The organism is Synechococcus sp. LA31, assembly GCF_018502385.1.
Classification (GTDB): Bacteria; Cyanobacteriota; Cyanobacteriia; order PCC-6307; family Cyanobiaceae; genus Vulcanococcus.
Window position 1 is genome coordinate 2650652 of the sequence record NZ_CP075523.1, and the last position, 26660, is coordinate 2677311.

At 65.3% G+C, this 26660-nt stretch carries 28 protein-coding genes; 13 read left to right on the forward strand and 15 right to left on the reverse strand.

The genetic code is table 11. The features are described from left to right. The first annotated feature begins 41 nt into the window (after positions 1-41). From atpA to KJJ24_RS14355, 7 genes are all read left to right on the forward strand, one after another. Positions 42-1559 (forward strand): F0F1 ATP synthase subunit alpha, encoded by a 1518-nt coding sequence (atpA, locus tag KJJ24_RS14325; protein WP_214339719.1) that lies wholly within the window; start codon positions 42-44, stop codon positions 1557-1559. Positions 1560-1589: 30 nt separating this feature from the next. Beyond that, entirely contained in the window at positions 1590-2543 is a 954-nt protein-coding gene (locus tag KJJ24_RS14330; RefSeq protein WP_214339721.1) for a F0F1 ATP synthase subunit gamma, read from the forward strand. 115 nt (positions 2544-2658) lie between these two features. Next, complete coding sequence (locus KJJ24_RS14335; RefSeq protein WP_214339723.1) at positions 2659-3414, forward strand: putative 2OG-Fe(II) oxygenase; 756 nt, start codon at positions 2659-2661, stop codon at positions 3412-3414. Between the two features lie 32 nt (positions 3415-3446). After that, the gene (locus KJJ24_RS14340; protein ID WP_214343757.1) at positions 3447-3770 is read left to right on the forward strand and encodes a 2Fe-2S iron-sulfur cluster-binding protein; all 324 of its coding nucleotides are present in this window, start codon (positions 3447-3449) and stop codon (positions 3768-3770) included. A 26-nt stretch (positions 3771-3796) separates the two neighbouring features. Then, complete coding sequence (locus KJJ24_RS14345) at positions 3797-3976, forward strand: hypothetical protein (protein ID WP_214343795.1); 180 nt, start codon at positions 3797-3799, stop codon at positions 3974-3976. Next, the gene (locus KJJ24_RS14350) at positions 3976-5025 is read left to right on the forward strand and encodes a DUF3326 domain-containing protein (RefSeq protein WP_214339725.1); all 1050 of its coding nucleotides are present in this window, start codon (positions 3976-3978) and stop codon (positions 5023-5025) included. The genes KJJ24_RS14345 and KJJ24_RS14350 overlap by 1 nt, the downstream gene beginning before the upstream one ends. A 125-nt stretch (positions 5026-5150) precedes the next feature. Beyond that, the gene (locus KJJ24_RS14355; RefSeq protein WP_371811744.1) at positions 5151-5465 is read left to right on the forward strand and encodes a YchJ family protein; all 315 of its coding nucleotides are present in this window, start codon (positions 5151-5153) and stop codon (positions 5463-5465) included. On the opposite strand, the gene KJJ24_RS14360 is transcribed toward KJJ24_RS14355, so the two are convergent. The 5 genes from KJJ24_RS14360 to KJJ24_RS14380 all read right to left on the reverse strand — a co-directional run bounded on the left by KJJ24_RS14360 (position 5455) and on the right by KJJ24_RS14380 (position 10727). Then, positions 5455-5793 carry a hypothetical protein gene (locus tag KJJ24_RS14360; RefSeq protein ID WP_214339729.1) on the reverse strand — a complete coding sequence of 113 codons (339 nt, stop codon included), beginning with the start codon at positions 5791-5793 and terminating at the stop codon, positions 5455-5457. The genes KJJ24_RS14355 and KJJ24_RS14360 overlap by 11 nt on opposite strands. A 35-nt stretch (positions 5794-5828) precedes the next feature. Beyond that, entirely contained in the window at positions 5829-6962 is a 1134-nt protein-coding gene (ald, locus tag KJJ24_RS14365; RefSeq protein WP_214339731.1) for an alanine dehydrogenase, read from the reverse strand. A 115-nt stretch (positions 6963-7077) separates the two neighbouring features. Then, positions 7078-8772, reverse strand: a complete 1695-nt coding sequence (locus KJJ24_RS14370; protein ID WP_214339733.1) for an NAD+ synthase — start codon at positions 8770-8772, stop codon at positions 7078-7080. A gap of 3 nt (positions 8773-8775) precedes the next feature. Next, positions 8776-9372: a nicotinate-nucleotide adenylyltransferase gene (locus KJJ24_RS14375; protein WP_214339734.1), complete on the reverse strand. Its 597-nt coding sequence runs from the start codon at positions 9370-9372 to the stop codon at positions 8776-8778. Continuing rightward, positions 9369-10727 carry a DUF697 domain-containing protein gene (locus KJJ24_RS14380; RefSeq protein ID WP_250544804.1) on the reverse strand — a complete coding sequence of 453 codons (1359 nt, stop codon included), beginning with the start codon at positions 10725-10727 and terminating at the stop codon, positions 9369-9371. The genes KJJ24_RS14375 and KJJ24_RS14380 overlap by 4 nt, the downstream gene beginning before the upstream one ends. Positions 10728-10753: 26 nt before the next feature. Between KJJ24_RS14380 and KJJ24_RS14385 the strand changes: the two genes are divergently transcribed. Continuing rightward, the gene (locus KJJ24_RS14385; RefSeq protein WP_214339735.1) at positions 10754-12076 is read left to right on the forward strand and encodes an aminopeptidase P N-terminal domain-containing protein; all 1323 of its coding nucleotides are present in this window, start codon (positions 10754-10756) and stop codon (positions 12074-12076) included. Here KJJ24_RS14385 and KJJ24_RS14390 read toward each other — a convergent pair. Continuing rightward, positions 12073-12807 (reverse strand): TIGR01548 family HAD-type hydrolase, encoded by a 735-nt coding sequence (locus tag KJJ24_RS14390; RefSeq protein WP_250545040.1) that lies wholly within the window; start codon positions 12805-12807, stop codon positions 12073-12075. The genes KJJ24_RS14385 and KJJ24_RS14390 overlap by 4 nt on opposite strands. Before the next feature lie 100 nt (positions 12808-12907). Here KJJ24_RS14390 and KJJ24_RS14395 point away from each other — a divergent pair, with 100 nt between their 5' ends. After that, entirely contained in the window at positions 12908-13372 is a 465-nt protein-coding gene (locus KJJ24_RS14395) for a 30S ribosomal protein PSRP-3 (RefSeq protein WP_371811811.1), read from the forward strand. Between the two features lie 63 nt (positions 13373-13435). On the opposite strand, the gene KJJ24_RS14400 is transcribed toward KJJ24_RS14395, so the two are convergent. Genes KJJ24_RS14400 through KJJ24_RS14425 form a run of 6 tightly spaced genes read right to left on the reverse strand, consistent with a single transcriptional unit; the run spans position 13436 to position 18606 of the window. Then, entirely contained in the window at positions 13436-14407 is a 972-nt protein-coding gene (locus tag KJJ24_RS14400) for a hypothetical protein (protein WP_214339737.1), read from the reverse strand. Then, positions 14404-15585 carry a protein phosphatase 2C domain-containing protein gene (locus tag KJJ24_RS14405; RefSeq protein WP_214339738.1) on the reverse strand — a complete coding sequence of 394 codons (1182 nt, stop codon included), beginning with the start codon at positions 15583-15585 and terminating at the stop codon, positions 14404-14406. The genes KJJ24_RS14400 and KJJ24_RS14405 overlap by 4 nt, the downstream gene beginning before the upstream one ends. Continuing rightward, positions 15582-16325 carry a VWA domain-containing protein gene (locus KJJ24_RS14410; RefSeq protein WP_214339739.1) on the reverse strand — a complete coding sequence of 248 codons (744 nt, stop codon included), beginning with the start codon at positions 16323-16325 and terminating at the stop codon, positions 15582-15584. The genes KJJ24_RS14405 and KJJ24_RS14410 overlap by 4 nt, the downstream gene beginning before the upstream one ends. Before the next feature lie 3 nt (positions 16326-16328). Continuing rightward, positions 16329-17663 carry a protein kinase gene (locus KJJ24_RS14415; RefSeq protein ID WP_214339741.1) on the reverse strand — a complete coding sequence of 445 codons (1335 nt, stop codon included), beginning with the start codon at positions 17661-17663 and terminating at the stop codon, positions 16329-16331. Next, positions 17660-18334, reverse strand: a complete 675-nt coding sequence (locus KJJ24_RS14420) for an FHA domain-containing protein (protein WP_214339743.1) — start codon at positions 18332-18334, stop codon at positions 17660-17662. Before KJJ24_RS14420 ends, KJJ24_RS14415 begins: the two co-directional genes overlap by 4 nt. Beyond that, positions 18331-18606 (reverse strand): hypothetical protein, encoded by a 276-nt coding sequence (locus tag KJJ24_RS14425; protein ID WP_214339745.1) that lies wholly within the window; start codon positions 18604-18606, stop codon positions 18331-18333. Before KJJ24_RS14425 ends, KJJ24_RS14420 begins: the two co-directional genes overlap by 4 nt. Before the next feature lie 101 nt (positions 18607-18707). Between KJJ24_RS14425 and KJJ24_RS14430 the strand changes: the two genes are divergently transcribed. Beyond that, entirely contained in the window at positions 18708-20897 is a 2190-nt protein-coding gene (locus KJJ24_RS14430; protein ID WP_371811812.1) for a transglycosylase domain-containing protein, read from the forward strand. On the opposite strand, the gene KJJ24_RS14435 is transcribed toward KJJ24_RS14430, so the two are convergent. The 3 genes from KJJ24_RS14435 to atpD form a co-directional block, all read right to left on the reverse strand. Then, positions 20872-21966, reverse strand: a complete 1095-nt coding sequence (locus KJJ24_RS14435) for a rhomboid family intramembrane serine protease (RefSeq protein WP_214339747.1) — start codon at positions 21964-21966, stop codon at positions 20872-20874. The two genes, KJJ24_RS14430 and KJJ24_RS14435, sit on opposite strands and share 26 nt — an antisense overlap. Positions 21967-22042: 76 nt before the next feature. Continuing rightward, positions 22043-22447, reverse strand: a complete 405-nt coding sequence (gene atpC, locus KJJ24_RS14440) for an ATP synthase F1 subunit epsilon (RefSeq protein WP_214339748.1) — start codon at positions 22445-22447, stop codon at positions 22043-22045. A gap of 16 nt (positions 22448-22463) precedes the next feature. Then, the gene (gene atpD, locus KJJ24_RS14445; RefSeq protein WP_214339749.1) at positions 22464-23924 is read right to left on the reverse strand and encodes a F0F1 ATP synthase subunit beta; all 1461 of its coding nucleotides are present in this window, start codon (positions 23922-23924) and stop codon (positions 22464-22466) included. Between the two features lie 284 nt (positions 23925-24208). Here atpD and groES point away from each other — a divergent pair, with 284 nt between their 5' ends. From groES to KJJ24_RS14460, 3 genes are all read left to right on the forward strand, one after another. Next, on the forward strand, positions 24209-24520 hold the full coding sequence (groES, locus tag KJJ24_RS14450; RefSeq protein ID WP_214339750.1) for a co-chaperone GroES: 312 nt from the start codon (positions 24209-24211) through the stop codon (positions 24518-24520). 63 nt (positions 24521-24583) lie between these two features. Beyond that, on the forward strand, positions 24584-26215 hold the full coding sequence (groL, locus tag KJJ24_RS14455; protein ID WP_214339751.1) for a chaperonin GroEL: 1632 nt from the start codon (positions 24584-24586) through the stop codon (positions 26213-26215). 99 nt (positions 26216-26314) lie between these two features. After that, positions 26315-26653: an MscL family protein gene (locus KJJ24_RS14460; RefSeq protein WP_214339752.1), complete on the forward strand. Its 339-nt coding sequence runs from the start codon at positions 26315-26317 to the stop codon at positions 26651-26653. Positions 26654-26660: the final 7 nt, after the last annotated feature.

A 26660-nucleotide genomic window follows, 5' to 3' on the forward strand; every position in this document is an offset into this window, starting at 1 on the left:
AATCCTCTCCTCACCCCTCGTCCTCATCCTCCTCGCCTCCCATGGTTTCCATCCGCCCCGACGAGATCAGCGCGATCCTCAAGCAGCAGATCGCTGATTACGACAAGTCGGTCTCCGTCAGCAACGTCGGCACCGTGCTGCAGATCGGCGACGGCATTGCCCGCGTCTACGGCCTTGATCAGGTCATGGCCGGTGAGCTGGTGCAGTTCGAAGACGGCACCGAGGGCATCGCTCTGAACCTCGAAGACGACAACGTCGGCGCGGTGCTGATGGGTGAGGGCCGGGGTATCCAGGAAGGCAGCACCGTGAAGGCCACGGGAAAGATCGCCTCGGTCCCCGTGGGCGACGCCATGCTGGGCCGTGTGGTGAACCCACTGGGTCTGCCGATCGATGGCAAGGGTGACATCGCCACCAGCGAGACCCGCCTGATCGAGTCGATGGCGCCTGGAATCATCCAGCGCAAGTCGGTGCATGAGCCGATGCAGACCGGCATCACCGCCATCGACGCGATGATTCCCATCGGCCGCGGCCAGCGCGAGCTGATCATCGGCGACCGCCAGACTGGCAAGACTGCCATCGCGATCGACACGATCATCAACCAGAAGGGCGAAGACGTTGTCTGCGTCTACGTGGCCGTGGGCCAGAAGGCCGCTTCCGTGGCCAACGTGGTTGAAGTGCTGCGCGAAAAGGGCGCTCTCGATTACACCATCGTGGTGGCTGCTAACGCCTCCGAGTCGGCTGCTCTCCAGTACCTGGCTCCCTACACCGGCGCTGCCATCGCTGAGTCCTTCATGTACAAGGGCAAGGCCACGCTGGTGATCTATGACGACCTCACCAAGCAGGCTCAGGCCTATCGCCAGATGTCGCTGCTGCTGCGCCGTCCCCCCGGTCGTGAGGCCTACCCCGGCGACGTGTTCTATTGCCACAGCCGCTTGCTCGAGCGCGCCGCCAAGCTGAGCGATGCCATGGGCAAGGGTTCGATGACCGCCCTGCCGATCATCGAAACCCAGGCCGGCGACGTGTCGGCTTACATCCCCACCAACGTGATCTCGATCACGGACGGTCAGGTGTTCCTGAGCTCCGACCTGTTCAACTCCGGTCTGCGCCCCGCCATCAACGTGGGCATCTCGGTGAGCCGTGTGGGCGGTGCTGCCCAGACCAAGGCCATCAAGAAGATTGCCGGCACACTGAAGCTGGAACTGGCTCAGTTCGACGAACTGGCTGCCTTCTCCCAGTTTGCCTCCGACCTGGACGCCGCTACCCAGCAGCAGCTGGCCCGCGGTAAGCGTCTTCGCGAGATCCTCAAGCAGTCCCAGTTCAGCCCCCTAATCCTGGCTGAGCAGGTTGCTGTGGTCTACGCCGGCGTGAAGGGCATGATCGACGAAGTGCCTGTGGAGTCGGTGGTTCAGTTCTGCCGCGAACTGCGCGAGTACCTCAAGAGCAACAAGCCTGACTTCATCACCAAGATCCAAACCGAGAAGCAGCTCAGCGATGAAGCTGAAGCCATGCTCAAAGACGCCATCAACGAAGTGAAGTCGTCGATGCTGGCTGCGGCCTGATCCTGACGGTTAACCCGGAGAACCCCTTCCATGGCGAACCTCAAGGAGATCCGCGACAGGATCAGTTCCGTTAAGAACACCCGCAAGATCACCGAGGCCATGCGCCTGGTGGCCGCCGCCAAAGTGCGCCGAGCCCAGGAGCAGGTGCTGCGCAGCCGGCCGTTTGCCGACCGGCTGGCGCGGATTCTGGAAAATCTCCAGACCCGCATGCAGTTCGAATCGGTGGATGCTCCCCTGTTGGAGAGCCGCGAGGTGAGCACAATCACGCTGCTTGCCGTTACCGGTGATCGCGGGTTGTGCGGTGGCTACAACGCCAACATCATTAAGCGCACGGAGCAGCGTCACGCTGAACTCTCTGCTCAGGGCTTCAAGGTTGATTTGGTGTTGATTGGCCGCAAAGTGGCCACTTATTTCCAGAACCGCTCCAGCCAGTACTCCATTCGCGCCACCTTCATGGGGTTGGAGCAGGTGCCCAATGCTGCTGAAGCCGGCAAGATCTCGGAAGAAGTACTGGCTGAGTTTCTCTCTGGTACCACCGATCGCGTCGAGATCATCTTCACCAAGTTCATTAACTTGGTGAGCTCCAAGCCCGTGTCGCAGACCCTGTTGCCCCTGGATCCCCAGGGCATCGCCAGCCCGGATGACGAGATCTTCCGTCTCACCACCCGTGATGGTCAGCTCGGCGTGGAGAAGGGCTCGGTGGCCAACGAGCAACCTTCCCTGCCTTCCGATCTGGTGTTCGAACAGACCCCTGAGCAGCTGCTCAATGCTCTGTTGCCCCTCTATCTCCAGAACCAGCTGCTGCGCTCGCTCCAGGAAGCTGCTGCATCGGAGCTGGCCAGCCGGATGACGGCGATGAACAACGCCAGTGACAACGCCAAGGCGCTCGCCAAGACGTTGACCCTCGACTACAACAAGGCCCGCCAGGCCGCCATTACCCAGGAGATCCTGGAAGTGGTGGGCGGTGCGGCTGCCATGGCCTGATCGCTCGCAGCCAGCAAAAAACCTCGTCGGTCGGTCGCCGCCGCTTTGCGGATGCGACCTTCCCGGCGGGGTTTTTTGCTGGCTGGGCGTGGGGGTGTGTCGGCGGGGAGGATGAATGCAGCGGCGATTGAGCGTGGAACTGCTGGGCTTGTTTCCGTTGGCGTTGGGGCGGGTGCCGTTGCGTCTGGATCCTTGGGATCTGGCGTTGTTGATTCAGGAGGTGTTGGCCTTGCGCGGCGATGCTGAGGGCAATCCCACGCCTGGCTGCGCCTGGACAGGTGACATCAACGGCATCTGGCAGGTGCATCGGTTGGAGGCTTTTACGGCGATCACGGCGGAGGTGGAGCGCCAGGCCTGGGCGTATCTGAAGGAACTCGGTTTTCGTGAAGGCAGTGTGGCGCTGCATGTGCAGCGGGCCTGGCCGGTGGTGAGTGAGGTGGGCCAGGTGGTGGGCCGGCATCACCACCCCAACGCCCATCTCAGTGCGGTGCTGTATCTCAACGGCGATGGCAGCGGGCGCAGCGGCTGCCTGCGCTTGTTTCCCCGCCAGCACAGCAACGAGCTGGTAACGGGTTTGGCGGTCGGCCATGGCGGCCCGATTGAAGCGGATTCAGCGGGTGGCCAGCGTTGGAATGCTCCCTGGGTGGATGTGGCGCCGCAGGCCGGCCTGCTGGTGCTGTTCCCCGCCCAGACGGATCACGCCGTGACGGCTAACGACGACGAGGAGGACGTGCGCCTCTCGCTGGCTTTTGATCTGGCGCTCACCGCTCCCTTGGCCGGCCCCGCTGATGCGGCCCCGCCGGAATACCTGGCTCCCCACCCGGCTCAATGGACTGAGCTGCAGCAGCGGGCCGGTGATCCAGGACAATGAACGGCCACGTGCCCCAGCTGCCGCTGCGCCCCATGAGCGACACCTACACCGTTGTTTGCGAGATCAACGGCACCAGCCACAGTTTCAGCTGCAGCGCTGAGCAGACCGTGTTGGCTGCAGCCGAAGCGGCCGGGGTCGACCTGCCTAGCTCCTGCTGCTCCGGCGTATGCACCACTTGTGCTGCCCGTATCCATGAGGGAACCGTGCACCAGCCCGACGCCATGGGCGTGAAGGCCGAGCTACAGGAGCAGGGTTATGCGCTGCTGTGTGTGGCTTTCCCCCGCAGCGACCTCAAGCTCACCGCAGGCCAGGAAGACGCGCTCTACGAAGCCCAGTTCGGTCAGTACCAGAAGTGAGCAGGGGCCAGCTGCGGCCACTGCTGTTGCAGCTGGAACGCCAGAGCGGCTCGCTGCGCAGCCAGATCGAAGCAGCGGTGGCCGCTCACGGCACCCCTCTGCGCTGGGCGATCACCGCTGTGCAGCAGCGCGCTGATCAGCCAGCGCTGCTGCAGATCGAGGCCGTGGTGCTCAGCGCTGGCGATTGTCAGCAGGAGGATGCCTGATGAGCACGGCGCTTCCGCTCCCCACCCTGTTGGTGATTCCCACCGGCATTGGCTGCGCCGTGGGCGGCTACGCCGGTGATGCGCTGCCGGCGGCTCGCTTGTTGGCGGCGGCGAGTGGCTGCCTGATCACCCATCCGAATGTGATGAATGGCGCGGCGCTCTATTGGAGTGATTCGCGGATTCACTACGTGGAGGGCTCCAGCCTCGATCGTTTTGCGGCAGGCGCCTTGGCGTTGCAGCCGGTGCGGCAGCAACGGGTGGGGCTGCTGTTGGATGCTGGTATCGAGCCAGAGCTGCGCCAACGGCATCTGCAGGTGGCCGATGGCTGCCGCGCCACGCTTGGCCTGGATGTGGGTCCGGTGGTGACCACCGATCGCCCGCTGGAGGTGAGCCTCAGCCTGGGTGCCAGCGGGGTGAGCTGGGGGCAGTTGGGCCAGCCGGAGGCGCTGCTGCGGGCGGGCCTGGAGCTGAAAGCCGCTGGTGCCACGGCGATTGCCGTGGTGGCCCGCTTTCCCGATGATCCTGAAAGCGAAGCCCTGGCGGCCTATCGCCAGGGCAGTGGTGTGGATGCCCTCGCCGGCGCGGAAGCGGTGATCAGCCACCTGCTCAGCCGTGAGCTGGGCTTGCCCTGTGCCCATGCCCCGGCCCTTAGTCCGCTGCCCCTGGATCCCGATCTTGATCCCCGGGCCGCAGGTGAGGAGCTGGGCTTCACGTTCCTGCCCTGCGTGCTGGTGGGCTTGAGCCGGGCTCCGGATCTGGTGCCTGCGGCAGCAGGGGCTGCGGCGATACGGATCGAATCGGTGGGCGCGGTGATTGCTCCGGCCGGTGCCTTGGGAGGTGCAGCCGTGTTGGCCTGCGCTGAACGCGGCATTCCGGTGATTGCCGTGGAGAACCCCTGCCTGCTGGAGGTGACAGCCGAGGCTTTGGGGTTGGAGGTGATCCCGGCTGCCAGCTACAGCGAGGCCGCTGGCTTGGTGCTGGCCCTGCGCGAGGGGATTGCGCCGGGGGCTCTGCGCCGGCCGTTAGCTGCGTTGCAGCCGCAACCCTGATGGCAGGGTTTGGCACCAAAGGGCTGGCTCCTGAGCAGCCGTGCCCTTGCGGGGGGGCAACCTATGGCACCTGTTGCCGCCCACTGCACCGCCAGGAGCGTGCCGCAGCCACGGCAGAACAGCTGATGCGTTCGCGCTACAGCGCCTATGCCCTGGCGGAGATCGATCACCTGCTGCGCACTCAGCCCTCAGACCAACCGCTCCGGGATCGCCGCCGCTCCTTGGAGACCAACTGCCGCCAGTTGCGCTGGCGTGACTTGGAGATTCTCGCCACCGAGGCCGGTGGGCTGGATGATCTGCACGGCACCGTGACCTTCGCGGCCCACTACAGCGCCAGCGGTGAGCCTGGTGTGTTGCGGGAACGTTCGCGCTTTGGCCGCGAAGGCGGACGATGCAATGGAGCCTGGCTCTACCTCGAGGCGCTCGAGCTCAACGATTGAGACCGGAGCAAATGCGGTCGAGCACGGAGGCGCAGCGGGTGCTCGAGTGTGCCATGCATTCACCGCTGAGGGTTTCGAGCCAGAGCTCGCCGGTGCTGGCGATGTCGCTCCAGTCGGCCCACACGCGCACATAGTCGTTCACGCGGCGGCCGGCGCAGGGCCGCTCGAAGGCCATCAGGGTGCGCTGATCGGGCTGTTCCACCTCCAGGCCAAGTTGCTCCAGTAGCGGCCTGAGCAACTCGCCAGGGGAGTTGGAGCTGCGAAAGGGAACGAGCGCGCGGCAGTAGGCCATGGCGATGGTGAAGCCGTCCTCTCTACCTATGGACACCGGCCGGACTGGATCAGCCCTAGCTCACAATCTCTTCAGCTCAGGCAGGCCATCGGATGGCGCGTGGGTAGCCCCAGGGCCTTGGCCACCCCTGGATGGCAAACGGCACCACGCACGGTGTTGAGGCCCGATACCAGCTCCGGTCGATCGGTGACGGCTTCCACCAGGCCACGGCCGGCCACGGCGAGGATGTAGGGGAGGGTGACGCTCACCAAGGCCTCTGTGGAGGTAAATGGCACGGCGCCGGGCATGTTGCCCACGGCGTAGTGCTGTACGCCGTGAATGGTCACCACTGGATCGGTGTGGGTGGTTTCGCGGCTGGTGGCAATGCAGCCGCCCTGGTCGATGGCCACATCCACGATCACCGAGCCCGTTTGCATCTGAGCCACGAGCTCCTCGCTCACCAGGGTGGGTGCACGATCGCCAGGGAGCAGCACCGCGCCAATGAGCAGATCGGCGCTGGGCACCAGCCGCTCCAGCAAGCCGCGGCTGCTAACCAGGCTCACCAGGCGCCCCTGCCGCTGACCCTCCAACCGCCGCAACCGCTCGGGCGAGAGATCCAGCAGAAGCACCTCTGCGTCCATGGCGGCGGCCAGCCGCGCCGCATTCCAGCCCACGCTGCCGGCCCCCAGCACGACCACCCGCGCTGGCCGCACGCCGGTGCAGCCGCCGATCAAGACGCCACGGCCGCCCTGGGGTTTCTCCAGCAGCCTGGCGCCCACCTGCGCCGCGAGGCGGCCAGCGATTTCGCTCATCGGTGCCAGCAGCGGCAGGCTGCCGTCGTCGAGCTGCACGGTTTCATAGGCGATGGCCGTGGTGCCGGCATCGAGCAGGGCACGGCCTACGGCGGGATAGGCGGCAAGGTGCAGATAGGTGAACAGCACCAGATCACGCCGCAGAAAGCCGAATTCCTCTGGCTGTGGCTCCTTCACCTTCACCACCAGGTGCGCACCCCAGGCTTCCGCTTGATCCACCACGGCCGCCCCTGCGGTTTCAAACGCCGCATCGCTGATGCCAGCGCCTTCGCCGGCTCCCTGCTCGATGCGCACCTGCAGGCCATGGCTCACCAGCTCCCGCACCGCATCGGGTGTGAGGGCAACCCGCCGTTCATCGGGTTTGATTTCCCGCGGCACGCCGATGCTGGCGATCGGGGCGATGGAGCCGGCCATGGGGCACCCGCGGGGCTGGTCAGCCTTCAGCTTGGCGCTGCTGGCAGGGGTTGGCCACTGCACGCGTTTGAGCATCGGCTCACGCCGCGCGATGCGTTGGGTGCCGCACCGTTGATCAGGCCGCTGCGATCGGCATCCGCCAGCCGCTACCGAAGGAGCGTTGGCCGAGCTTGAGCACCGGTGGCGCTTGTCGGCGTTTGAACTCCGCGCGTCGTAGCAGCTGCATCACGCGATCGGCCATAGCCCGATCGACACCACTGGTGACAAGCTCTTCCGGGCTTTGGTGCTCTTCGAGCAGCGCCTGGAGAACAGGGTCGAGCACCGCGTAGTCGGGCAGCGAATCGCTGTCTTGTTGGTCGGGCCGTAATTCGGCGCTCGGCGGTTTGTCGCGAATCGCGAGGCCGATCAGTTCACCGTTAGGCGGAAAACCCAGATCCTGGCGGCAGTGTGTGGCTTGCGGCGAATCCAGCCAGGCGCAGAGGCTGAACACGCCGGTTTTGTAGAGGTCGCCGATCACGGCCAGGCCGCCATTCATGTCGCCATAGAGGGTGCAGTAGCCCACCGCCAGTTCCGACTTATTGCCGGTGGCGAGCAGCAGTTGGCCCTGCTGGTTGGCCACCGCCATCAGCAAGGTCCCGCGGATCCGCGATTGCAAGTTTTCAGCCGTGAGCCCTTCGGGTACCGCGCTCAGTGGCGGTGTGAGGGCGGTGTCGAAGCTCGTCATCAGCGCCTCGATCGGCACGGTGTGGGTGGCGATCCCCAACCGATTGGCCAGGGCAAGGGAGTCGTTGATCGATCCGGGCGAGCTCCAGGGCGAGGGCATCAACAAAGCCTTCACATTGTCTGGACCCAAAGCCGCTGCGGCAATCGCTGCCACCAGGGCTGAATCGATGCCGCCGCTGAGCCCCAGCAACGCCTTGCCGAAGCCGCACTTACGCGCGTAATCACGCACCCCCAGCACCAAGGTGCGTAGCAGCAGTTCGTTGGGGTCCGGCAGGGCGGCGGCTCTATCACAGCTCCCACGGGCTGGCGTTGTGGTGTCCCAAATGCCCAGATCAGGTGTGGCGAAGGCCAGCTGGCATTGGATCCTTCCGCTCGCTGCTGCCACAAAACTGCCGCCGTCGAACACCAGTTCGTCGTTGCCGCCCACCTGGTTCACGTACACCACCGGGCAGTGCAGGCGCCGCGCCGCCGCCGCCGCCAGTTCGCGCCGCAGCTGCGCTTTGCCGTCACCAAAGGGTGATGCCGAGAGGTTGATCAGCAGATCGGGCTGGAGCGTCTGCAACTCCGCCACGGGGTCGGCGCCCAGCAGCCGCTGCGGGTACAGCTCCTCCTCCACCCAGAGGTCTTCGCAGATGGTGAGGCCAAGGCGCCAGCACTGTCCGCCCCGCTCCAGCTCCAGCAAGTAGGGCTCATCGGCGGGGCGGAAATAGCGCTGCTCGTCGAACACGTCGTAGCTGGGCAGTAGCCGTTTGCGCGCCACGATCCGCCAGTCACCGTGCTCCACCAGGGCAGCGCTGTTGAACAGATCAGGCTGTTGGCCATCGCCGGCGGGCTCGCTCACGCCAAGCAGCAACGCCAGCCCCTCAGGGAGGTCAGAGGCCAGTCGCTCCAGCACCTCTTGTTGCCGCTGCCGCAGGGCTGGCCGCAGCAGCAGATCGCGGGGGGGATAGCCCCAGAGGGCCAGCTCCGGCGCCACCACCAGATCGGCTCCCTGGAGAGCGGCGGCTTGGCAGGCCGCCAGAAGCTGGGCACCATTGCCGGCCAAATCGCCCACCAGCGGATTGATCTGGGCGAGGGCGAGGCGCATCGGTTAACGGGGCGTGTGGGAGGGCTGCTGCCCCAGGCCATAGAGATTGTGACGAACCAGTTCAGCCCACAACGCCGCCGGCACCTGTTCGGGGCTGGGATGGCGGCGGATTGCCGAGCTCGCGGTGGCTGGCACCGGCAGGTGCACGAGCTCTGGCTGCCCGCCTAGCGATCGAATCGCATCCAGCGCTGCCGGATCGAGCACAAACCCCTGGCGAGGCACCACTGCCAGCCGGCAGCGCTGCAGCAGCTCGTCGGCCTTCCACCAGCTCGGCACCTGAGCGGCCAGATCGCCCCCCACCACAAACACCAGCTCTTGACTCGGCCAGCGCTCGGCTGCCCGCTCCAGTGTGATCAACGCCCGTGGGTGGCTGAGCGCCTGAACGTGGTGGATGCGTGGATCGCCGAGGGCTTCCACCAAGGCGCCCAGCAGCTGCGCCCGCAGCTCTAAAGGTGCACCGTGCTGTTTGAACGGGTTATCGCTGGCCCAGGTGGCCACCTGGCCGTAGTGCTCGGCCAACCCCTCCAGCAGCGCCCGGTGGCCTTCGGTGGGGGGGTCGGCGCTGGTGCCGAGCAGGGCCAGGGCGGGCGTGGCGCTCATGGCAGCAGCGGTTTCAGGGCTGCAGGCCGGCTGCTTTTCTCCTGCCATTGCTGCAGCCAGGCCCGGGCCTGAGGGTCTTGGTGGGCCAGTCGCCGCAGCAGCGACGCGGGGCGCAGCCGGCCCCGTTCGGCGCTCCGCAGCAGTTCGGCGGCGGCTAGTCGGCCGGTGAGCCGGGTGGTGTGCACGGCTAGCGCCGCCTGGGCCAGGGCCACCGGCGCCGCTGGCGCCAGGCTCAGGCCCCCGCTCAGGGGAGCGGCGAGCAGCAACACCTGGCGCAGGCCACCCAGCAGCAGTTGGATGCCCACCTGGGTGCCTCCAAGCAGGGCGTTCTGGGCTGACAGCCGCGTGAGCAGGGTGCGGGCACCGCCGCCACCCAGCTCCAGGCCGTAGAGCTCGCAGAGCTGCACCACCAGGGCGGTGTCGAGCGCAATGCCGCCGGCGAGATCCAACAGCAGTAAGGGATTGGCGGCCACACCCGTGGCCTTGAGCGCGGCGTAGCGGCCGATCAGAGCCTGGGCGCCGTCTTTGCCACGCCGCAGCCGCCACTGGTGCAGCCGCTGGGCGAAGCGATCAGCCGCCCGCAGACCGTTGAGCCCCAGGAGCAGCGCGCCGTGATGACCAAGCAGCTGGAGCAGGGCCCGGCGCAGCGGCGCCACCTGGGGCGGCATCGGTTCACTGCGCACGCGGCCATCGGCTAACACCGTGGCCCGCCGCGGCGCCGAGGCCACCGGCAAAAGATCCAGATCGCGGTGGGCTGGTGGGAGGCGCCGGCGGATGCTGCTGATCAGGGTGTCGCGTTGATCCTCTGGCCAGCAATCGATCCGGTTGAGCACTAGCAGCACCGGCTTGCCCGCAGCCAACAATGGCTCCAGAGCCTCAGCTTCCGGTGTCGTGAGGTCGCTGTCGAGCACCAGCAGCACCAGATCCGCTCCCATGGCCACCCGGGCCGCTAGACGCTGCCGGGCCCGGGCAGCGATCTCATCGATGCCGGGGGTGTCCACCAGATCCACCCCCGCCAGGCCTGGGATGCGAACGCCCCAGGGGCGCCTCTGCTGACGTCGGGTGCAGCCATGGGCCACATCGGTGGCAAAGGCTTGCTCCTCCATCAGTGCGTTCAGCAGGCTGGATTTGCCCACACCCACCCGGCCAAACACCGCCACGCGCAGGCGCCGCTGTTGCAACGCCAGCAACTGCTGATCAAGCCCTTGGAGGTCTGGGCCCAGAGCGCTGCGCTCGCGGTCGCTCAGCCGCAGCCCACTGCGCCACTCGCCCAGCAGCAGCTCACAGCGCTCAGCGGTGGAGGGGGAACGCAAAGGCGGCGGTGGTAACGCCATGCATTGAAGCGGTTGTGCCATCGTCGCGCTCAGCCCCGCTCGCTTCCATGCTGATCAGCCCAGCCGTGTACGCCGAGCGCCGCGCCCGTTTCTTCCAGGCTCTCGGTGGTGCCGCCGCGGTGCTGCCCGCGGCCCCGCTGGTGACCCACCATGCCGATTGCGAGTGGCCGTTCCGCCAGAACAGCGACTTCTGGTATCTCACCGGCTTCGATGAGCCCGATGCAGTGGCGTTGTTCCTGCCGCACAGGCCTGAAGGGGAGCGCTTTGTGCTGTTCGTGAACCCCAAGGAGCCGAGCGCCGAGGTGTGGAACGGTTTTCGCTGGGGGTGTGAAGGCGCGGTGGCGCAGTTTGGCGCGGATCTGGCCCATCCCCGCAGCGAGCTGGCCCAGCGCCTGCCGGAGTACCTGAGCGGTGCTGAAGGCATCGCCTTTCGGGTGGGCAAGCATGCAGCGGTGGAGCCGCTGGTGCTGCAGGCTTGGGCCGGCCAGCTAGATCGCGCGCCCCGCAGCGGGGCTGCTGCTTTGGGGCTGGTGGCTCCCTGCCCACTGCTGCACGCGCTGCGGCTGCGCAAGAGTCCCGAGGAGCTGGATCGCATGCGCGAGGCGGCTCGCATCTCGGCGGAGGCCCATGAGCTCGCGCGCCAGGTGGCGCGGCCTGGATTGAACGAGCGCCAGGTGCAGGCGGTGATCGAGCAGCACTTCCTGGAGCAGGGCGCCCGCGGCGCGGCGTACAACTCGATCGTGGCCGGAGGCGATAACGCTTGCGTGTTGCACTACACCTCGAATAACGCCCAGTTGCGCGATGGCGACCTGCTCCTGATCGATGCCGGCTGCTCCCTGAACGACTACTACAACGGAGACATCACCCGCACCTTCCCGATTAACGGCCACTTCACTGGCGAGCAGCGGGCCCTCTACGAGCTGGTGCTCGCGGCCCAAGAGGCCGCCGTGGCCGCTGTGGCACCGGGACAAACCGCTGAAGGCGTGCATGAGACAGCCGTACGCGTGCTGGTGCAGGGCCTTGTGGATCTAGGGCTTCTGGCCGGCGAGATCGACGGAATCATCGAGCAGGGTGCCTACCGCCACCTCTACATGCATCGCACCGGCCATTGGCTAGGCCTCGATGTGCACGATGTGGGCGCCTATCGCCTCGGTGAGCACCACAACGCGCTCGAGCCCGGCATGGTGCTCACCGTTGAACCGGGTTTGTATGTGAGCGATCGCCTGGCGGTACCTGAGGGGCAGCCTGCGATTGAGGACCGCTGGAAGGGCATTGGGATCCGCATCGAAGATGACGTAGCGGTGACCGAGCACAGCCACGAAAACCTCACGGCTTCGGCACTCAAGGCCCCGGCAGCGATGGAGCGCTAGCCGAGCACTGGCTCCAAGGCCGCCAGCACCGCAAGGGTGGTTGGGATCACCGCATCGGCGCCCGCCTCGAGGAGCTGCGCTTCGTAGAGGCCGCGCCGTTCACGCTCGTCGGGGCTGTGCAGGTGGGGTGGTGCCACCGCCAGGCTCAGGAAGCGCTGCTGCGGTTGCTCCTGGCGAGCGCGCTGCACGGTGAGCACATCGGCCACGGTGTCGCCTAGGTAGGCCACCGGGGTGGTGCTGGTGTCCAGGGGGCCGCACAGCTCGCTGGCCAGGTGCAGAAAGCCTGTGGGATCGGGTTTGTCGGGGGCATCTCCCATGGCGATCAGGGGTGGGTGGCTCAGCCCCAGCCGCTGTTCGAGCACAAACCGGGCCGAGGGTGGTTCGGCACCGCTCACAAAGCCCCAGGCCACGCCGGCGGCGCTCAGCTGCTCAAAAAACTCTCGCTCCACCAGCAGCGGCTCGCTGCCGATGAAGCCCTGCCAGGCGCTCGGATCTCCCTCGGGGTCGCCGCCGAAATAGAAGCTGTTGAACACCTCCACCAGAGCTTCGAAGCTCGGTAGATGGCCGAGGCCGCCCCGGCGCAGCAGCTCTAGTGATGCCTCCCAATCGTTGTTCCAGCAGCCCTCCGCCTTGAGCGCGTCGATGCTGGCTGCGTGCGGCCGCACACCGCTGTAGTGGTGCACCGTTTCCACGATCGCTCGGCGGTAGCTGCCGCCGACATCCCGGATCACGCCGTCGATATCGAACAGCAGGACGGCGCGGGGAGTCAGGTGGTTGGCCACAGGGACTGGTAGATTAATTGTTTGTGATTAAGCCTTGAGCGCTGACACCATGAGCACAGAGAGCGCTGAAAGCGCCGTGGCGACGGCCGCCCCTGAGGTTGCCTCAGAGGACACCACAGAAGGCCGTCCCGTGCTGCGTGGTGCCAGTGCTGTTCTGGCCGCCGCCACCATCGACGAGAACGGCGTTCCCTCCGGCCGCACTCCCAAGGCCGATGAAGGCCGCTTCCTGCTGAAGATCCTCTGGTTGCCCGACAACGTGGCCCTGGCCGTTGACCAGATCGTGGGTGGCGGCCCCAGCCCCCTCACGTCCTACTTCTTCTGGCCTCGCGAAGACGCCTGGGAAACTCTCAAGACCGAGCTGGAAGGCAAGAGCTGGATCACCGATAACGAGCGCGTTGAAATCCTCAACAAGGCCACCGAGGTGATCAACTACTGGCAGGAAGAGGGCAAAGGCAAGAGCCTTGAAGAGGCCAAGCTCAAGTTCCCCGACGTCACCTTCTGCGGTACCGCCTGATCAGCCACCCGCTTGTTTGTTTCCCAAGCCCCCGCAAGGGGGCTTTTTCATGAGTGTCGCGTCTTATTGGCGTCGGCGTGTGATCTGGCCAAAGTTGCTGGCGGTGATCAAGGCCGGATCGGTGGCGGTTTCCACGGTGAAGCTGCGCGATTCGCTCTGGCTGGTGCCATCGGGATACACAAAGGTCACGAGCCCCTCGAGAGTTATCAGAGAGCCATCGCGGCTGAGTTTGCGCAGATTGTCCACGCTCACCCGCTGAAATTGGCTGAAGAAGGCGGGATCGAACTGATCTGCTGCTTCCCCACCGAAGCGTTGGCGGGCGGCCTGGATGTTGCCAAGCGAGAGGTCGTTGTAGAGCTGCTCCACGCTGGCCACTGCTTGGGCGGTGGAGGCCGCCTCCCTGCGGATGGCCTCAAGATCTGGCTCTGGCGCCGTGGGAGGCTCCGCAGCCGATGGCGCCGGATCTTGGCGGGCTGGGCTGCCGCTGAGATCGCCGACGTCCGGGTTCCTTACCGGGGAGCTTTGCAGCAGCAGCCACGCCAGGCCCCCCCCTACTCCCACCACCAGCACACCGGCGATGAAGCTCAGCACGGCCACCAGGCCGCGGCTGCCACCGCTGGGGGGGATGGCGTTCAGTTCGAAGGTCTCCCCTTCAGCCTCTGCGTCCAGATCGGGTTCGCGTTCTGGTGGTTCCTCTGGAGCCATTCCCTCGCTGTTGACGGCCGCCAGGCCCATCAGCCCGCGTAGCACAGCCTCCATCCGCGCACTGATCGCTGCAGCGAACACCTCGTTGAGCTCCTGCTGCAGCCGTAGTTGCAGGCGGGGATCGGCCGGGAGCGGTGGGTGCTGGGCTACGGCGTTGTTAAAGCCTGGCGTCATCACCAAATATTTCAGCGCAGGCAGCAGCGGTCGCTGCTCCTGGCCGCAGAGATCGCCAACCAGGGCCTGAAGCCGGCGGCCATCGCTGGGTAGCCCACGCTCCAGATCGCTAAGGATCTGGCAGCGCAGCCTGCCTCCGAGCTCGTGATCGTTCAAGGGTTCACCGGCGCCGCGCCGGGTATCGCAGCTGCAGGCATCTTGCCGTTTGCTGGTGGCTGCGGCGTGCGCGCCCGCTGCCATTGCCAGGCCAGCTCGCGGCTGAGCTCCGGACAGCCCGGCACCGCTGCGTTTTGGCTGGTGGCGATTAACGCCCCCAGCGGATCCACCGCCACCCGCTCGCGCAGCTGGGTGGCGGCCAGCGGCTGCTCCAGCAGCATTCGGAACTGGGCACGGCGCTGGCTGAGGTTGGAGCGGATCTGATCGGGCTGGGCGCATAGCTCCCGGGCTATGGCCCGCAGGGGGGTGTCGCGTCTGCTCAGCAGCCAGCTCCCCAGTGCCAGAGCAGCCGCAGCCAGCAGCAAACCGCCCCCCCAGGCCCTGCGGCGGTCTGGGGCCTGCCCGCGCCTGGCGATCGCTAGCGACACATCGTCGCCGCTGCCCTCGGCGGTGATCCGGGCCAGCCCCTCCTCCAGCTCATCGCTGTTGTGCAGGTCCACAACGCCGGCGCAGAGGTGCAGGTAGTCGGCATCCGTGGCGCAGGATTTGCGGACCCCATCGGTGCTGAGCACAAGGGCCCGCAGCGGGCTGCCCAGCTCCAGCCGGGCTCGTTGTTGCCAGTGCTGCTGCTCCGGCGGCTGGCAGAGGCTCCCGGTGGCCTCACTGCCTCTGTGTCCGAGCTCTTCGCTCAGCAGTTCGGCGGTGCCCTGGCGTGTCACCCCCACCAAGTCCCAATCGCCGATGCCGGTGCAGCCCCACCACTCTGGTGCCAGCAGCACCAGGCCCAAGGTGGTGCCGTAGCTGAGCGGTGAAAAGGCTTGATCGTTGCCCTGGGAGTGCTCGAACCAGTCGGCTTTGATCGCGTGTCGCCATTGCTGTTGGATGCTTGCGGCCAGCTCTCGCTCCAAAAGTTGCAGCCAGCGCTGGTGATCCGCTAGAGGCGTTTGAACCAGAGCTGTCTCCACGGCCTGCTGCGCCACCTGGCAGGCCAGGGCGCTGCCCCGGTGGCTGAGCCCGTACAGGGCGCTGCCATGGCCGTCGGCGACCGCCATTAGTTGCAGCCTGCCGTGGCGACTGCGCAGGCTCACGCTCAAGCTGGCGTCCTGGCAGGGTTGCCCGCGGCGCTGATGTGCTGCGCCGATCACGCTGCAGGCCCTTGGCTGCTGCCAGGGGGTCACCACACCAGCGGACCCACGTCGTCGCTGGGATCCAACAAGGTGGGTGGCAGATCCGGCAAGGGGATGTTGCTGCCGCTGCTCGGCAGCGGCGCTTCAGCGGGTGTCACGCGGCTGGCGGGCATAGAGGCGGCTCCCACCACGGCGGTGGAGGCCCATTGGATGTACTGGGCCAGGGTGGTGGCGTTACTGGCCTGTAGCGGCCGCCGCGGTGATTTGTTGTGGCTGGTGGGTTCCGGCCCGATGAATTGCTGCAGCACGTCCAGATCGGCGTCGTGGCCCATGGCGATCGCCAGGCGCACCGCCTTCTGGGCCCAGGGCCGCCGCATCAGATTGGCCAGGCCTGCATCGAAATCATCGGTGGGCTGGCCATCGGAGATCAGCACTAGCACCGGCGGGAGGGCTCGCTCCTCCATCGGTGGCGACTGCAGGGCATCGGCCACCAAATTGAGGGCCTCGCCCATGGATGTGATGCCGCCGGCCTCGAGGTCGCGCCACTGCAGCTGCTGCACCGGCGTGGGTTCTGGCAGGTGCCAAACAGCCTGATCGGCAAAGCGCACGGCGCGCACCAGCACCCGCGCTTCCGGGTTCTCGCGAGCCACCTCCGCCATCCCTGGTAGCGACTGTCGGATGGCCTGGTTGAGGGCCTGCATCTTCCCCTGGGCCGCCATCGAGCCGGAGCAGTCGCAGAGATAGATGAAGTGCAGCGGCCGGTTGCTGAGCCGAACGTTGGGGAAGGGCATGGCTTAAGGGCGCAGCACCAGGATTGATCCGGCACTGCTTTGAAGCTGCTGCAGGGCCGCGAGATTACAGGTTTTGCCAGGGTCCAGCTCGATGCTCTGGCCAGCCTGCGTTTGGCCGTGCCAGCGGCTTTGGCTCAGGTTCTGTAGGCCCAGCAGGCTCGGTTCGCTCGGGTGTGCCACCAGGCGCGCCAGCGGCGTGTTGATCGCTTCACTGTTCAAAGGATCGAAGTGGTGGGGCTGGAGCTCATTGCCGTCGGTGGCGCTGACGCGCCCGTGGGGGAGCTGCAGCTGCACCGGTGGTGCCAGAGCGGAGCTGCAGCTCCAGCAGCGGCTGGGGGCATCGGCGGTTGGGAAGGTCTCCTGGCCGCAGTGCTGGCACAGCTGCCGTTGATCCAGGCAATGGCTGATCGCCTGCTTCCACTGGCCGGTGAGGGTGCGTTGGTTGGGTTGGTGCAGCCCTGGCCCGAAGCTCTGTACAAACAGACGCTGCAGCGCATCCGGATAGATCGGCCAGGTAATCAGCGCAGCACTGTGCTCGATCGGATCGGGGCGGTTGGCGCTGTTGTGGGGATCAAAAATGAAGAGGGCTTCCTCGCCGTAGACCCGCCGCCGCGCCGGTTCATCCAGGCAGCGGATGGCCAGTTCTTGCTGGCCGCGGAAGGGATCGTGACGCGTCAGCAACCGGAAGAGCAGCACCGCCAGCGAGAACAGGTCGCTACCAGCGCTTGGCCGGGCCAGGCCTAGCAACACCTCTGGGGCCATGAAGCCCGGCGTGCCGAGCACGCTGCCGCTGCCGCGCCCATCCACATCCACGTTGTCGTTGTCGCAGATCAGGATGCGGCCGCTGCCGGGCTGCAGGAAGAGATTGCCCAGCGAAATGTCCTTGTAACAGAGGCCCTTGAGATGCAGCTGGTGGAAGGCCTCCGCCAGGTGGAAGCAGGCCTTGATCACGTTTTGCAGGCTGATCTCGATCGCACCGCCTGCGTGCTGGTGGGCGCCGAGGAAATCGCCGGGGCGGAGGGCCATTAGGTAGCCGAAACCGGCAGGGGATGCCCGGATCCGGCTGCGGCTGGTGGTGGTGGGCTCCAGCACCGCCAGCGGCCAGAGGAAATCCTCATTTGGCGCTCCTAGCCGGATGCTCTGCTGCAGACGCTCCTGCAGCTGAGGGTCGCGGGCGATGCAGGCGGGGAAGTACCACTTCAACGCCAGTCGCTCGTTCCCCAGCTGCACGGCAAAGACTTGGCCCTGGCTGCCGCCCCCCAGAGCCCGCTCGATCTGTAGCGGTTGCTCTAGGCCCTCAAAACGCAGGTTTTCGCCTTCCGGTAGCAACCCGTTCATGGCAGGGCTGGGTCCTGGCCGATGGCCTGGCGGATGCCATTGCGGTGGGCCAGCGCCGTGCGGCGGTTGGCGAAGCCATGGCGCAGAGCCCGGCCATCGCGCAGCACCAGCGTGAGCTTGTGCTGCTTGCGGGAGCCCAGCAGGATCCAGCCAGTTAGAGCTCCTGCCTGCAACGGCCAGAACAGCAGCGGGAATGGCAGCAGGAGTAACCCGCCCAGGCACAACAGCAGCCACCAGCTGAAGATGTGAGGGTGCTGGGGCTCGCTCTGCACGGAGGCGGTGCGGATCTCGGCCACAGCCACGTGCTTGTTGCCCACGCTGATGCTTTGCGGCGCCGGGCTGGATGACTGGGCTGGGGTGACGGCGCATTCGAACACCAGCACCGGGCCGCTACGCCCAAGGCGGATTTCATCGCCGTCGTCAAGGCGCCGGCATTGGTGCACCTGACGGCCCTCCAGAAACGTGCCATCGCTGCTTTGCCAATCGCACACCAGCCAGCCTTGGCTACTGGAGAAACGCACCACGGCGTGGTGATCTGACACCCCCTCCTGGTTGGCCAGGCAGAGCCGATTGGCCGCGGCGCGGCCGATGGTGAGCGGTTCAGCGGGATCCAGCGGTGCCACCTTGCGGCGGTCGGCGGCCAGCAGCAGCTTTGCGGTGGGGGCGCTCATGGCTCACCGCGCCTTCGGCGCCACCAGAGTTGCCAGTCGTCGCGCAGGTCGTTCCACCAGCCGCCGTCGCGCTCTCGATAGGGCACCACCCGCCCGGGGAAGAGCAGGGCCTTGCTGGCCAGGGCTAGGGCGAAAAGCACCATCACCAGCAGCACCCAGCCGGGAAGTGCACCCACCCAGGTGGCGGCGAAGAAGGCCCGGATGGCATACAACCCGATCGTGAATGCCAGCCATAGCCGGAAGGGTTCCCAGGGGTCCCGCTGGCGCAGCAACGAATCGCTTCAAGGCTGGCCGTAGCCTATGGCCGGGCTGCAACACCTGCCTGGCATCGCCATCTCAGCTGGAACTTTGGCGCGAGCTGGCGCGAGCAGCTCTGCGTGGCCCCTGGCGCGAACGGCCTGCAGCCATCACCCAGGCCTGGCAGCCGCTGCTGGCCCGCGAGGCCAGCGTGGAGCTATGGAGCGGCGGCCAGCAGCTCAGCGAGCGCGTGCTCGCGAATGAGCGATACCGGCTAGGCCGCGATCCAGCCTGTGAGCTGCCCCTGGAGGAACCGGGCCTGAGCCGGGTGCACGCCATCCTCGAGAAACAGCGCCCCAGCGACCGCGACTTTGCCCTGGAGGATTTCAACTCCGCCAATGGGCTGTTTCACCGCGACCGCCGCATCCGCTGGATTCAGCTGCGCGACGGCGATGCGGTGCGCCTGGGCTCGCCCCTGAAGGGCCAGGCGCCGGAGCTGCGTTATCGCCATCCCCGTAGTCCGCTGGAGCAGGCGGTGCACCTGATCGGTGTAGCGGCCCTGGCTGGCTCCACCCTGGTTGTGAGCGGCATGCTGCTCGCCTCCAGCATCGGTGGCGGCTCGAAGATCCGATCCATCTCTGGCCCGGTGAAAATCTTTGCCGCCGATGGCCGCCAGATCGATGCGAAGGAGGGGGCCTCCACGGCGCTTCCTTCGCTTCAGAGCTATCCCCTGCATCTGCGTCAGGCGCTGATGGCTTCGGAGGAGGCGCGCTTCGGCTGGAACAGCGGGATCGATCTGTTTGGCACGTTGCGCTCAGCTCTGCTGGGTACTGGCGGCGGCAGCGGCCTCACCCAGCAGGTGGCCCGCATGGTGTACCCAGAGGTGGGCCGAGATCTGAGCCTCACCCGCAAGCTGCGCGAGCTGTGGGTGGCGCTGCAGCTTGAGGTGGGTTTCAGCAAGAACCAGATCCTCAAGCTTTATCTGGATCGGGCTTATCTGGGGTTCGGCACCGAAGGCTTTGAGCAGGCCGCGCAGCTCTATTTCCGCAAGTCGGCCAGCGATCTCGATGTGAGCCAGGCGGCCTTCCTGGTGGGATTGCTACCCAGCCCCAATGGCTATAGCCCCTGCAATCTCGACGATCCCGGCGCCGGCCTGGAGCGCCGCAATCTCGTGCTCAAGCTGATGCATGAACAGGGTTGGCTCAGCGACCAGGCTCTGATCGATGCGCAACGGCGCCCGCTCAATATCGATCCCTCCGCCTGCCGGGAATCCACGTTCAGCAGCTATCCCTTCTTCAGCGATTACGTGCTCGGTGAGCTGGGGGGGACCCGCTTCGGCCTTGATCTGAGCAGCGCCGATGCCGATGGCAATTACGCCGTGGTGAGCACGATCAATCCCCGCTTGCAGCAGATCGCTCAGGATCAGCTCAAGCGTTTCTTGGAGGGGCCCGCCGCTGCAGCAGGCCTTAGCCAGGGGGCCCTGATCACGGTTAACACCGAAACCGGCGACATCCTTGCTTACGTGGGTGGTGGCGATTACAGCCGCTCCAGCTTTGATCGCGTGCAGGCCCTGCGCCAGCCGGGCTCCACCTTCAAGCTCTTCCCCTTTCTGGCAGCCCTGGCCGCGGGCGTTTCATCGCTCGATCGGATCTCCTGCGCCCCCCTCGATTACGTGGCGGGCTGCCGCAGCGGAGGGGGCAGCATCAGCGTGGCGGATGGTTTTGCCCGCTCGGAAAACGTGGTGGCCCTGCGCTTGGCAGAACGGGCCGGGTTGCCGGCGGTGCTCAAGCTGGCCCGCCGCCTGGGCTTGTCCACGCCCCTCGATGCCGATTACAACACCATCCTTGGCGGCCGAGAAACCTATCTCTACGAGCTGGCCCGCGCCTATGCGGTGGTGGCTAATGGTGGCCGCTCCGTTCCCATCCATGGCGTCAGCCGTATCTACGACTTGGGCGTTTGCGGTTCGATCAAGAGCCTCGAGCAGTGCCCGCAGCGGGGCGTCACCGTGCCGATCGGCGAGCAGATGCGGCAGCTGCTGCCCCCAGACCTGGCGGCCAAGATGGATCAACTGCTGGTTGGCGTGGTGCAGGGCGGCACGGGTCGGGCCGCGGGCCTGGTGGCCGACGCCCGTGGCAAAACCGGCACCACCAACAACGGTGTGGACGTGCTGTTTGTGGGCTACTCCCCCTCCAGCAAGCTGCTTACCGCCATCTGGATGGGGAACGACGACAACACCCCGGCCCAGGCTGCCAGCGGTGCCCAGGTGGCCGAGTTGTGGGGCCGTTACATGCAGCAGGCCACTACAGCAATTCCCGGATCCGGGTAACCACGGCCCAGAGCAAGCCGAGCAGCAAACCCCAGCCCCAGCTGCTGGATAACAGCCGCTGCGCGGCCGTGCTGGTCTCAGCGGAATGTTGCCGCGGCAGCTGCCAGCCCAGTTGCAAAGCGCCATACACCAGCAGCAGCACCCATGCGGGGATTGTGAGCCCGGCGCTTTCGAAGTTGAGCACGCGCCACTGCAACAGGCTCAGCCCCGCTGCCAGGCCGATCAGGGCGCTAATGGCACCTGACGCACCGCTCCACAGCCGCGTGACCTGCCATCGCCCAGCGCAGAAGGCGGCCAGAACGAGGCAGGCCAGGGCGGTTAAGCAGTAGCGCAGAATCACATCGCTCAGTTGCAGCGGCGAGTTCCCCAGCAGGATCAGCAGCAGGATCAAGTTGAGGCCAGCTTCGAGGCCGCTGCTGTGGATCCAAGCCTGGCTCAGCCAGCGCCAGGCTTGGCGTGGCTGGCTGGCCTGCTCGCTGGAGAGGGGCCAGCGGCGCCGCAACGGCTTGAGCGGCCCAAGGCTCAGGGCTTGCAGCAGGGCGAGCACGAGCACCAGTACCACTCCGCTGCTCCAGTTCCACACGTCGAACAAGGCCTGATCCAGCTCGGCGCCAGCCCAGGCGAACACCAGGGCGCCTGCGGCCGCCAGGGCTAGCCCTGGGGCCAAGCGTTCAAGATCGCGCCAGAGCTGAGGGGCCGCTGCTGGAATGCCCGGGGCTAGCGCATCTGATACGGGTGCTGATGCTGGGTGCGTCTCCTCATCCGAAGCGGTTTGCCCAGTGGCGGCCTGCAGCAGATCGAGCAGTTCCTGCAGCACTGCTGGTGCGTAGGTGCCGCTGAGTTGGGCTTTTAGGCTGGCCAGGGCTGATTGCTGCGTGGCTCCCCGGTTGTGTAGAGCCTGCAGGAGTAGCGGTTGACCAGCGAGATCGCGTACAGGTCCGCGCAGGCTCTCGTTGGCGCCCAATGCATCCATCAGCCGGTTGGTGAGCGCACGCGACTGCAGCAGGCTGGCGGGTTCCGCGGCCAACCATTGATGCAGCTGAACTCCCAGATCATGGCCAACGCCCATCAGTGCGATCTCACTGGCTGAGACGAAAAAAGCGCCCCGCTGGGGGCGCTAGGAATCGAATGGCGACGCAAGCTGGTCAGGCCTTGGCAGCCTGCACGCGAGCACGGGCGCGGGCCAGCTCCTGCTGGGCTTTGATCTTGTCGGCACTAGCCGGTTGGCCTTCGAACTTGGCCAGGGCCGCCGTGGCCGCATCCAGCTCCTTGCCGGCAGCATCAGCGTTGATGCTGTTGCCGAGTTCGGCCGCATTCACCAGCACGGTGACTTCGTCGGCATCCACTTCGGCAAAGCCGCCCTGGAGGGCAATCGCCTGCCATCCATTGCCTTCACGAACCCGCAGCACACCGAAATCGAGGGCGGTGAGGAGGGAAACGTGACCGGGAAGGATGCCGAGCTGGCCGGTGGTGCTGGGAAGGATCACTTCGTCGGCGTTGCCGTCGAAGACGCTCTGGTCAGGTGCCAGAACGCGAAGGGTGAGAGACATCAGTTAAGCCTCCGGATCAGCCTTTGGCTTCAGCTTGGATCTTGGCGGCCTTGGCTTTCACTTCATCGATGTTGCCTACCAGGTAGAAGGCCGCTTCGGGAAGATGATCCAGCTCGCCTGCCAGGATCATGTTGAAGCCACTGATGGTGTCCGCCAGCTTCACGTACTTGCCGGGCATGCCGGTGAAGATCTCAGCCACGAAGAAGGGCTGAGAGAGGAACTTCTCAATTTTGCGAGCGCGGTCCACAGTGCGGCGGTCGTCTTCAGACAGTTCGTCCAGACCCAGAATCGCAATGATGTCCTGGAGCTCTTTGTAGCGCTGCAGGGTGGACTGCACGGCACGGGCGGTGCGGTAGTGCTCGTCGCCCACAACGGCAGGCTGGAGCATGGTGCTGGTGGAATCCAGGGGATCCACAGCGGGGTAGATGCCCTTGGAGGCCAGGCCGCGGCTGAGCACGGTGGTGGCATCCAGGTGGGCGAAGGTGGTTGCGGGAGCCGGGTCGGTCAGGTCGTCCGCAGGCACGTAGACGGCCTGAATCGAGGTGATCGAACCTTCCAGCGTGGAGGTGATGCGCTCCTGCAGAGCGCCCACATCAGTGCCAAGGGTGGGCTGGTAGCCCACAGCCGACGGCATGCGGCCCAGCAGTGCTGACACCTCAGAACCGGCCTGCACAAAGCGGAAGATGTTGTCCACGAACAGCAGCACGTCCTGCTTGTTCACGTCGCGGAAGTGCTCAGCCATGGTGAGAGCCGACAGACCCACGCGCATGCGGGCGCCCGGGGGCTCGTTCATCTGGCCGTAGCAGAGGGCCACCTTCGACTTGGATAGGTCGTCGGGGTTGATCACGCCCGATTCCTTGAATTCCTCGTAGAGATCGTTGCCCTCACGGGTGCGCTCACCCACGCCGGCGAACACAGACACACCGCCGTGCTCTTTGGCGATGTTGTTGATCAGCTCCTGGATCAACACGGTTTTGCCGACACCGGCGCCACCGAACAGGCCAACCTTGCCGCCTTGGCGGTAGGGAGCCAGGAGGTCGATCACCTTGATACCGGTCTCGAACACCTGGGGCTTGGTTTCGAGATCGGTGAGCTTGGGAGCTTCGCGATGGATCGGAGCAGTGGCGGTGGTGGTCACCGGGCCTTGCTCATCAACGGGCTCTCCGAGCACATTGAAGATGCGGCCGAGAGTGGCTTCACCAACGGGCACAGAGATGGCAGCGCCGGTGTCGACGGCTTCCATGCCGCGCACCAGACCATCGGTGGTGCTCATGGCCACGGCGCGCACGCGGTGGTCACCCAGGAGCTGTTGCACTTCAGCGGTCAGAGCCACGTCTTGACCGGCTGAGTTTTTGCCCGTCACGCGGAGGGCGTTGTAGATCTTTGGCAGCTTGCCGGCCGGGAATTCAACGTCGATCACCGGGCCGATCACCTGCCGGATGATGCCTTTGGTGCCGGTGGCAGTAGCAGCAGCCATTTATGGGGAGAAGTCGCTGGGGACGCGCAGCGGGCTCAAACCCGCTCCGAAGCGGCGCAACCTTACCACCGCGTGCCATCCGCCTAGGGGCTGTTCGGTCGAGTCGCCACCACTGTTCGGTCAACCGCCCAGGCCAGCGCTTGAACCCCAGTAGCTCTCCCCAATAGCTTGGCACTCAAGGCAGGTGAGTGCTAACTCGCTTTGCCCGGCGTTTCGACGCCGCGACCCTGGCAGCGTCTCTGGCGCCATGCCAATGGTTTCGCTTTCTTCATCGCATTCCATCCATGGCTGCTGTTTCTCTCAGCGTTTCCACCGTCAAGCCCCTGGGCGACCGCATCTTTATCAAGGTGTCGGAGTCTGAGGAAAAAACCGCCGGCGGCATCCTTCTGCCTGACACCGCCAAGGAAAAGCCCCAGGTGGGTGAAGTGGTGCAGGTGGGGCCGGGTAAGTGCAACGACGATGGCTCTCGTCAGACCCCTGAAGTGAGCATCGGCGACAAGGTGCTTTACAGCAAGTACGCGGGTACCGACATCAAGCTCGGCTCCGATGAGTATGTGCTGCTGTCCGAAAAGGACATCCTGGCTGTCGTCAACTGAGCGATCAGCTCATTCCGACCCACTCCAAGTTTTTAACCGTTTCAATCGCGAGATCCGCCTTCCATGGCTAAGCGCATTATTTACAACGAGCAGGCCCGCCGCGCCCTCGAGAAAGGCATTGACATCCTGGCCGAATCCGTTGCCGTCACCCTTGGACCCAAGGGTCGCAATGTGGTGCTGGAGAAGAAGTTTGGTGCTCCTCAAATCATTAACGATGGCGTCACCATCGCTAAAGAGATTGAGCTTGAGGACCACATCGAGAACACCGGTGTTGCTCTGATTCGTCAGGCCGCCTCAAAGACCAACGACGCTGCCGGCGACGGCACCACCACCGCCACCGTGCTGGCCCACGCCATGGTGAAGGCCGGGCTGCGCAACGTGGCCGCCGGCGCCAATGCGATCACCCTCAAGAAGGGCATCGACAAGGCCGCCGAGTTCTTGGTTGAAAAGATCAAGGAGCACGCCAAGCCGATCAGCGACTCCAACGCCATCGCCCAGGTGGGCACCATCTCTGCCGGCAACGACGAAGAAGTCGGCAAGATGATCGCCGACGCCATGGATAAGGTTGGCAAAGAGGGTGTGATTTCCCTCGAGGAAGGAAAGTCGATGACCACCGAGCTGGAGGTCACCGAGGGCATGCGCTTCGACAAGGGCTACATCTCCCCCTACTTCGCCACCGACACCGAGCGGATGGAAGCGGTGCTCGAAGAGCCTTACATCCTGCTCACCGATAAGAAGATCGGCTTGGTGCAGGATCTGGTGCCCGTGCTCGAGCAGATTGCCCGCACAGGCAAGCCTCTGCTGATCATCGCTGAGGACATCGAGAAGGAAGCACTCGCCACTCTGGTGGTGAACCGTCTGCGCGGTGTGCTCAACGTGGCCGCTGTCAAGGCTCCTGGCTTCGGCGATCGCCGTAAGGCCATGCTTGAAGACATCGCCGTTCTCACCAACGGTCAGCTGATCACTGAGGACGCCGGCCTCAAGCTGGAGAACGCCAAGCTGGAGATGCTGGGCACTGCCCGCCGCATCACCATCAATAAGGACACCACCACGATCGTGGCCGAAGGCAACGAGGTGGCTGTGAAGGCCCGCTGCGAGCAGATCCGCAAGCAGATGGACGAAACCGACTCCTCCTATGACAAGGAGAAGCTGCAGGAGCGTCTGGCCAAGCTGAGCGGCGGTGTGGCCGTGGTCAAGGTGGGCGCTGCCACCGAGACCGAGATGAAGGACAAGAAACTGCGCCTGGAAGATGCCATCAACGCCACCAAGGCGGCTGTTGAAGAGGGCATTGTTCCTGGTGGTGGTACCACCCTGGCTCACCTGGCTCCTGCTCTCGAGCAGTGGGCTGCTGCCAACCTCTCCGGCGAGGAGCTGATCGGTGCCACCATCGTGGCCTCGTCCCTTACCGCTCCCCTCAAGCGCATCGCTGAGAACGCCGGTGTGAACGGCTCTGTGGTGGCCGAGCACGTGAAGAACAAGCCCTTCACCGAGGGCTATAACGCTGCTACTGGCGAGTATGTCGACATGCTGGCTGCCGGTATCGTCGACCCCGCCAAGGTGACTCGTTCCGGATTGCAAAATGCCGCCTCGATCGCAGGCATGGTGTTGACCACCGAGTGCATCGTGGCTGACATGCCCGAGAAGAAGGAAGCAGCTCCTGCCGGCGGCGGCATGGGCGGCGACTTCGACTATTGATCGCAGTCGGTTCGACGCAATGCCAAGGGGAGGGCTATTGCCCTCCTTTTTTTTGTCTTGGCTGATCTGTCAGGATGGAAGCTGCTGATTTGAGCTGCAATGTTTCGTCGTTGGTTACGTGAGTATGCTGACTTCTTCTTTAAGAAGGGCAATGCATTGGAATTGGCCATCGGTGTGCTCGTGGCCACTCAGTTTCAGCAGATTGTGGATGTGATTACCAAGGATCTGTTGATGCCTCTGCTCAATCCGTTGGCTCTTGGCGGTAGTTGGCAGGATCTCTCGGTTCCCTACTTTGGTGGGGAGATCATGGTGGGGCGTGTGATTGATATGATCTTGAACTCATTGATTGTTGGTTGGGTGTTGTTTGTGTTGATCAAGTTGATCAGTCGCACTCGGTCGTTGACGGCAAGTGTTATTCCTGGCGATACCGACGGGTGACGTCCAT

Excerpts from the sequence above, each read along its gene's own strand:
- atpA (WP_214339719.1), top strand. The coding sequence starts at position 42 with ATGGTTTCCATCCGCCCCGACGAGATCAGCGCGATCCTCAAGCAGCAG.
- KJJ24_RS14330 (WP_214339721.1), top strand. The coding sequence starts at position 1,590 with ATGGCGAACCTCAAGGAGATCCGCGACAGGATCAGTTCCGTTAAGAAC.
- KJJ24_RS14335 (WP_214339723.1), top strand. The coding sequence starts at position 2,659 with ATGCAGCGGCGATTGAGCGTGGAACTGCTGGGCTTGTTTCCGTTGGCG.
- KJJ24_RS14340 (WP_214343757.1), top strand. The coding sequence starts at position 3,447 with ATGAGCGACACCTACACCGTTGTTTGCGAGATCAACGGCACCAGCCAC.
- KJJ24_RS14350 (WP_214339725.1), top strand. The coding sequence starts at position 3,976 with ATGAGCACGGCGCTTCCGCTCCCCACCCTGTTGGTGATTCCCACCGGC.
- KJJ24_RS14355 (WP_371811744.1), top strand. The coding sequence starts at position 5,151 with ATGCGTTCGCGCTACAGCGCCTATGCCCTGGCGGAGATCGATCACCTG.
- ald (WP_214339731.1), bottom strand. The coding sequence starts at position 6,962 with ATGGCCGGCTCCATCGCCCCGATCGCCAGCATCGGCGTGCCGCGGGAA.
- KJJ24_RS14370 (WP_214339733.1), bottom strand. The coding sequence starts at position 8,772 with ATGCGCCTCGCCCTCGCCCAGATCAATCCGCTGGTGGGCGATTTGGCC.
- KJJ24_RS14375 (WP_214339734.1), bottom strand. The coding sequence starts at position 9,372 with ATGAGCGCCACGCCCGCCCTGGCCCTGCTCGGCACCAGCGCCGACCCC.
- KJJ24_RS14380 (WP_250544804.1), bottom strand. The coding sequence starts at position 10,727 with ATGGCACAACCGCTTCAATGCATGGCGTTACCACCGCCGCCTTTGCGT.
- KJJ24_RS14385 (WP_214339735.1), top strand. The coding sequence starts at position 10,754 with ATGCTGATCAGCCCAGCCGTGTACGCCGAGCGCCGCGCCCGTTTCTTC.
- KJJ24_RS14395 (WP_371811811.1), top strand. The coding sequence starts at position 12,908 with ATGAGCACAGAGAGCGCTGAAAGCGCCGTGGCGACGGCCGCCCCTGAG.
- KJJ24_RS14410 (WP_214339739.1), bottom strand. The coding sequence starts at position 16,325 with ATGCCCTTCCCCAACGTTCGGCTCAGCAACCGGCCGCTGCACTTCATC.
- KJJ24_RS14415 (WP_214339741.1), bottom strand. The coding sequence starts at position 17,663 with ATGAACGGGTTGCTACCGGAAGGCGAAAACCTGCGTTTTGAGGGCCTA.
- KJJ24_RS14420 (WP_214339743.1), bottom strand. The coding sequence starts at position 18,334 with ATGAGCGCCCCCACCGCAAAGCTGCTGCTGGCCGCCGACCGCCGCAAG.
- KJJ24_RS14435 (WP_214339747.1), bottom strand. The coding sequence starts at position 21,966 with ATGGGCGTTGGCCATGATCTGGGAGTTCAGCTGCATCAATGGTTGGCC.
- atpC (WP_214339748.1), bottom strand. The coding sequence starts at position 22,447 with ATGTCTCTCACCCTTCGCGTTCTGGCACCTGACCAGAGCGTCTTCGAC.
- atpD (WP_214339749.1), bottom strand. The coding sequence starts at position 23,924 with ATGGCTGCTGCTACTGCCACCGGCACCAAAGGCATCATCCGGCAGGTG.
- groES (WP_214339750.1), top strand. The coding sequence starts at position 24,209 with ATGGCTGCTGTTTCTCTCAGCGTTTCCACCGTCAAGCCCCTGGGCGAC.
- groL (WP_214339751.1), top strand. The coding sequence starts at position 24,584 with ATGGCTAAGCGCATTATTTACAACGAGCAGGCCCGCCGCGCCCTCGAG.
- KJJ24_RS14460 (WP_214339752.1), top strand. The coding sequence starts at position 26,315 with ATGTTTCGTCGTTGGTTACGTGAGTATGCTGACTTCTTCTTTAAGAAG.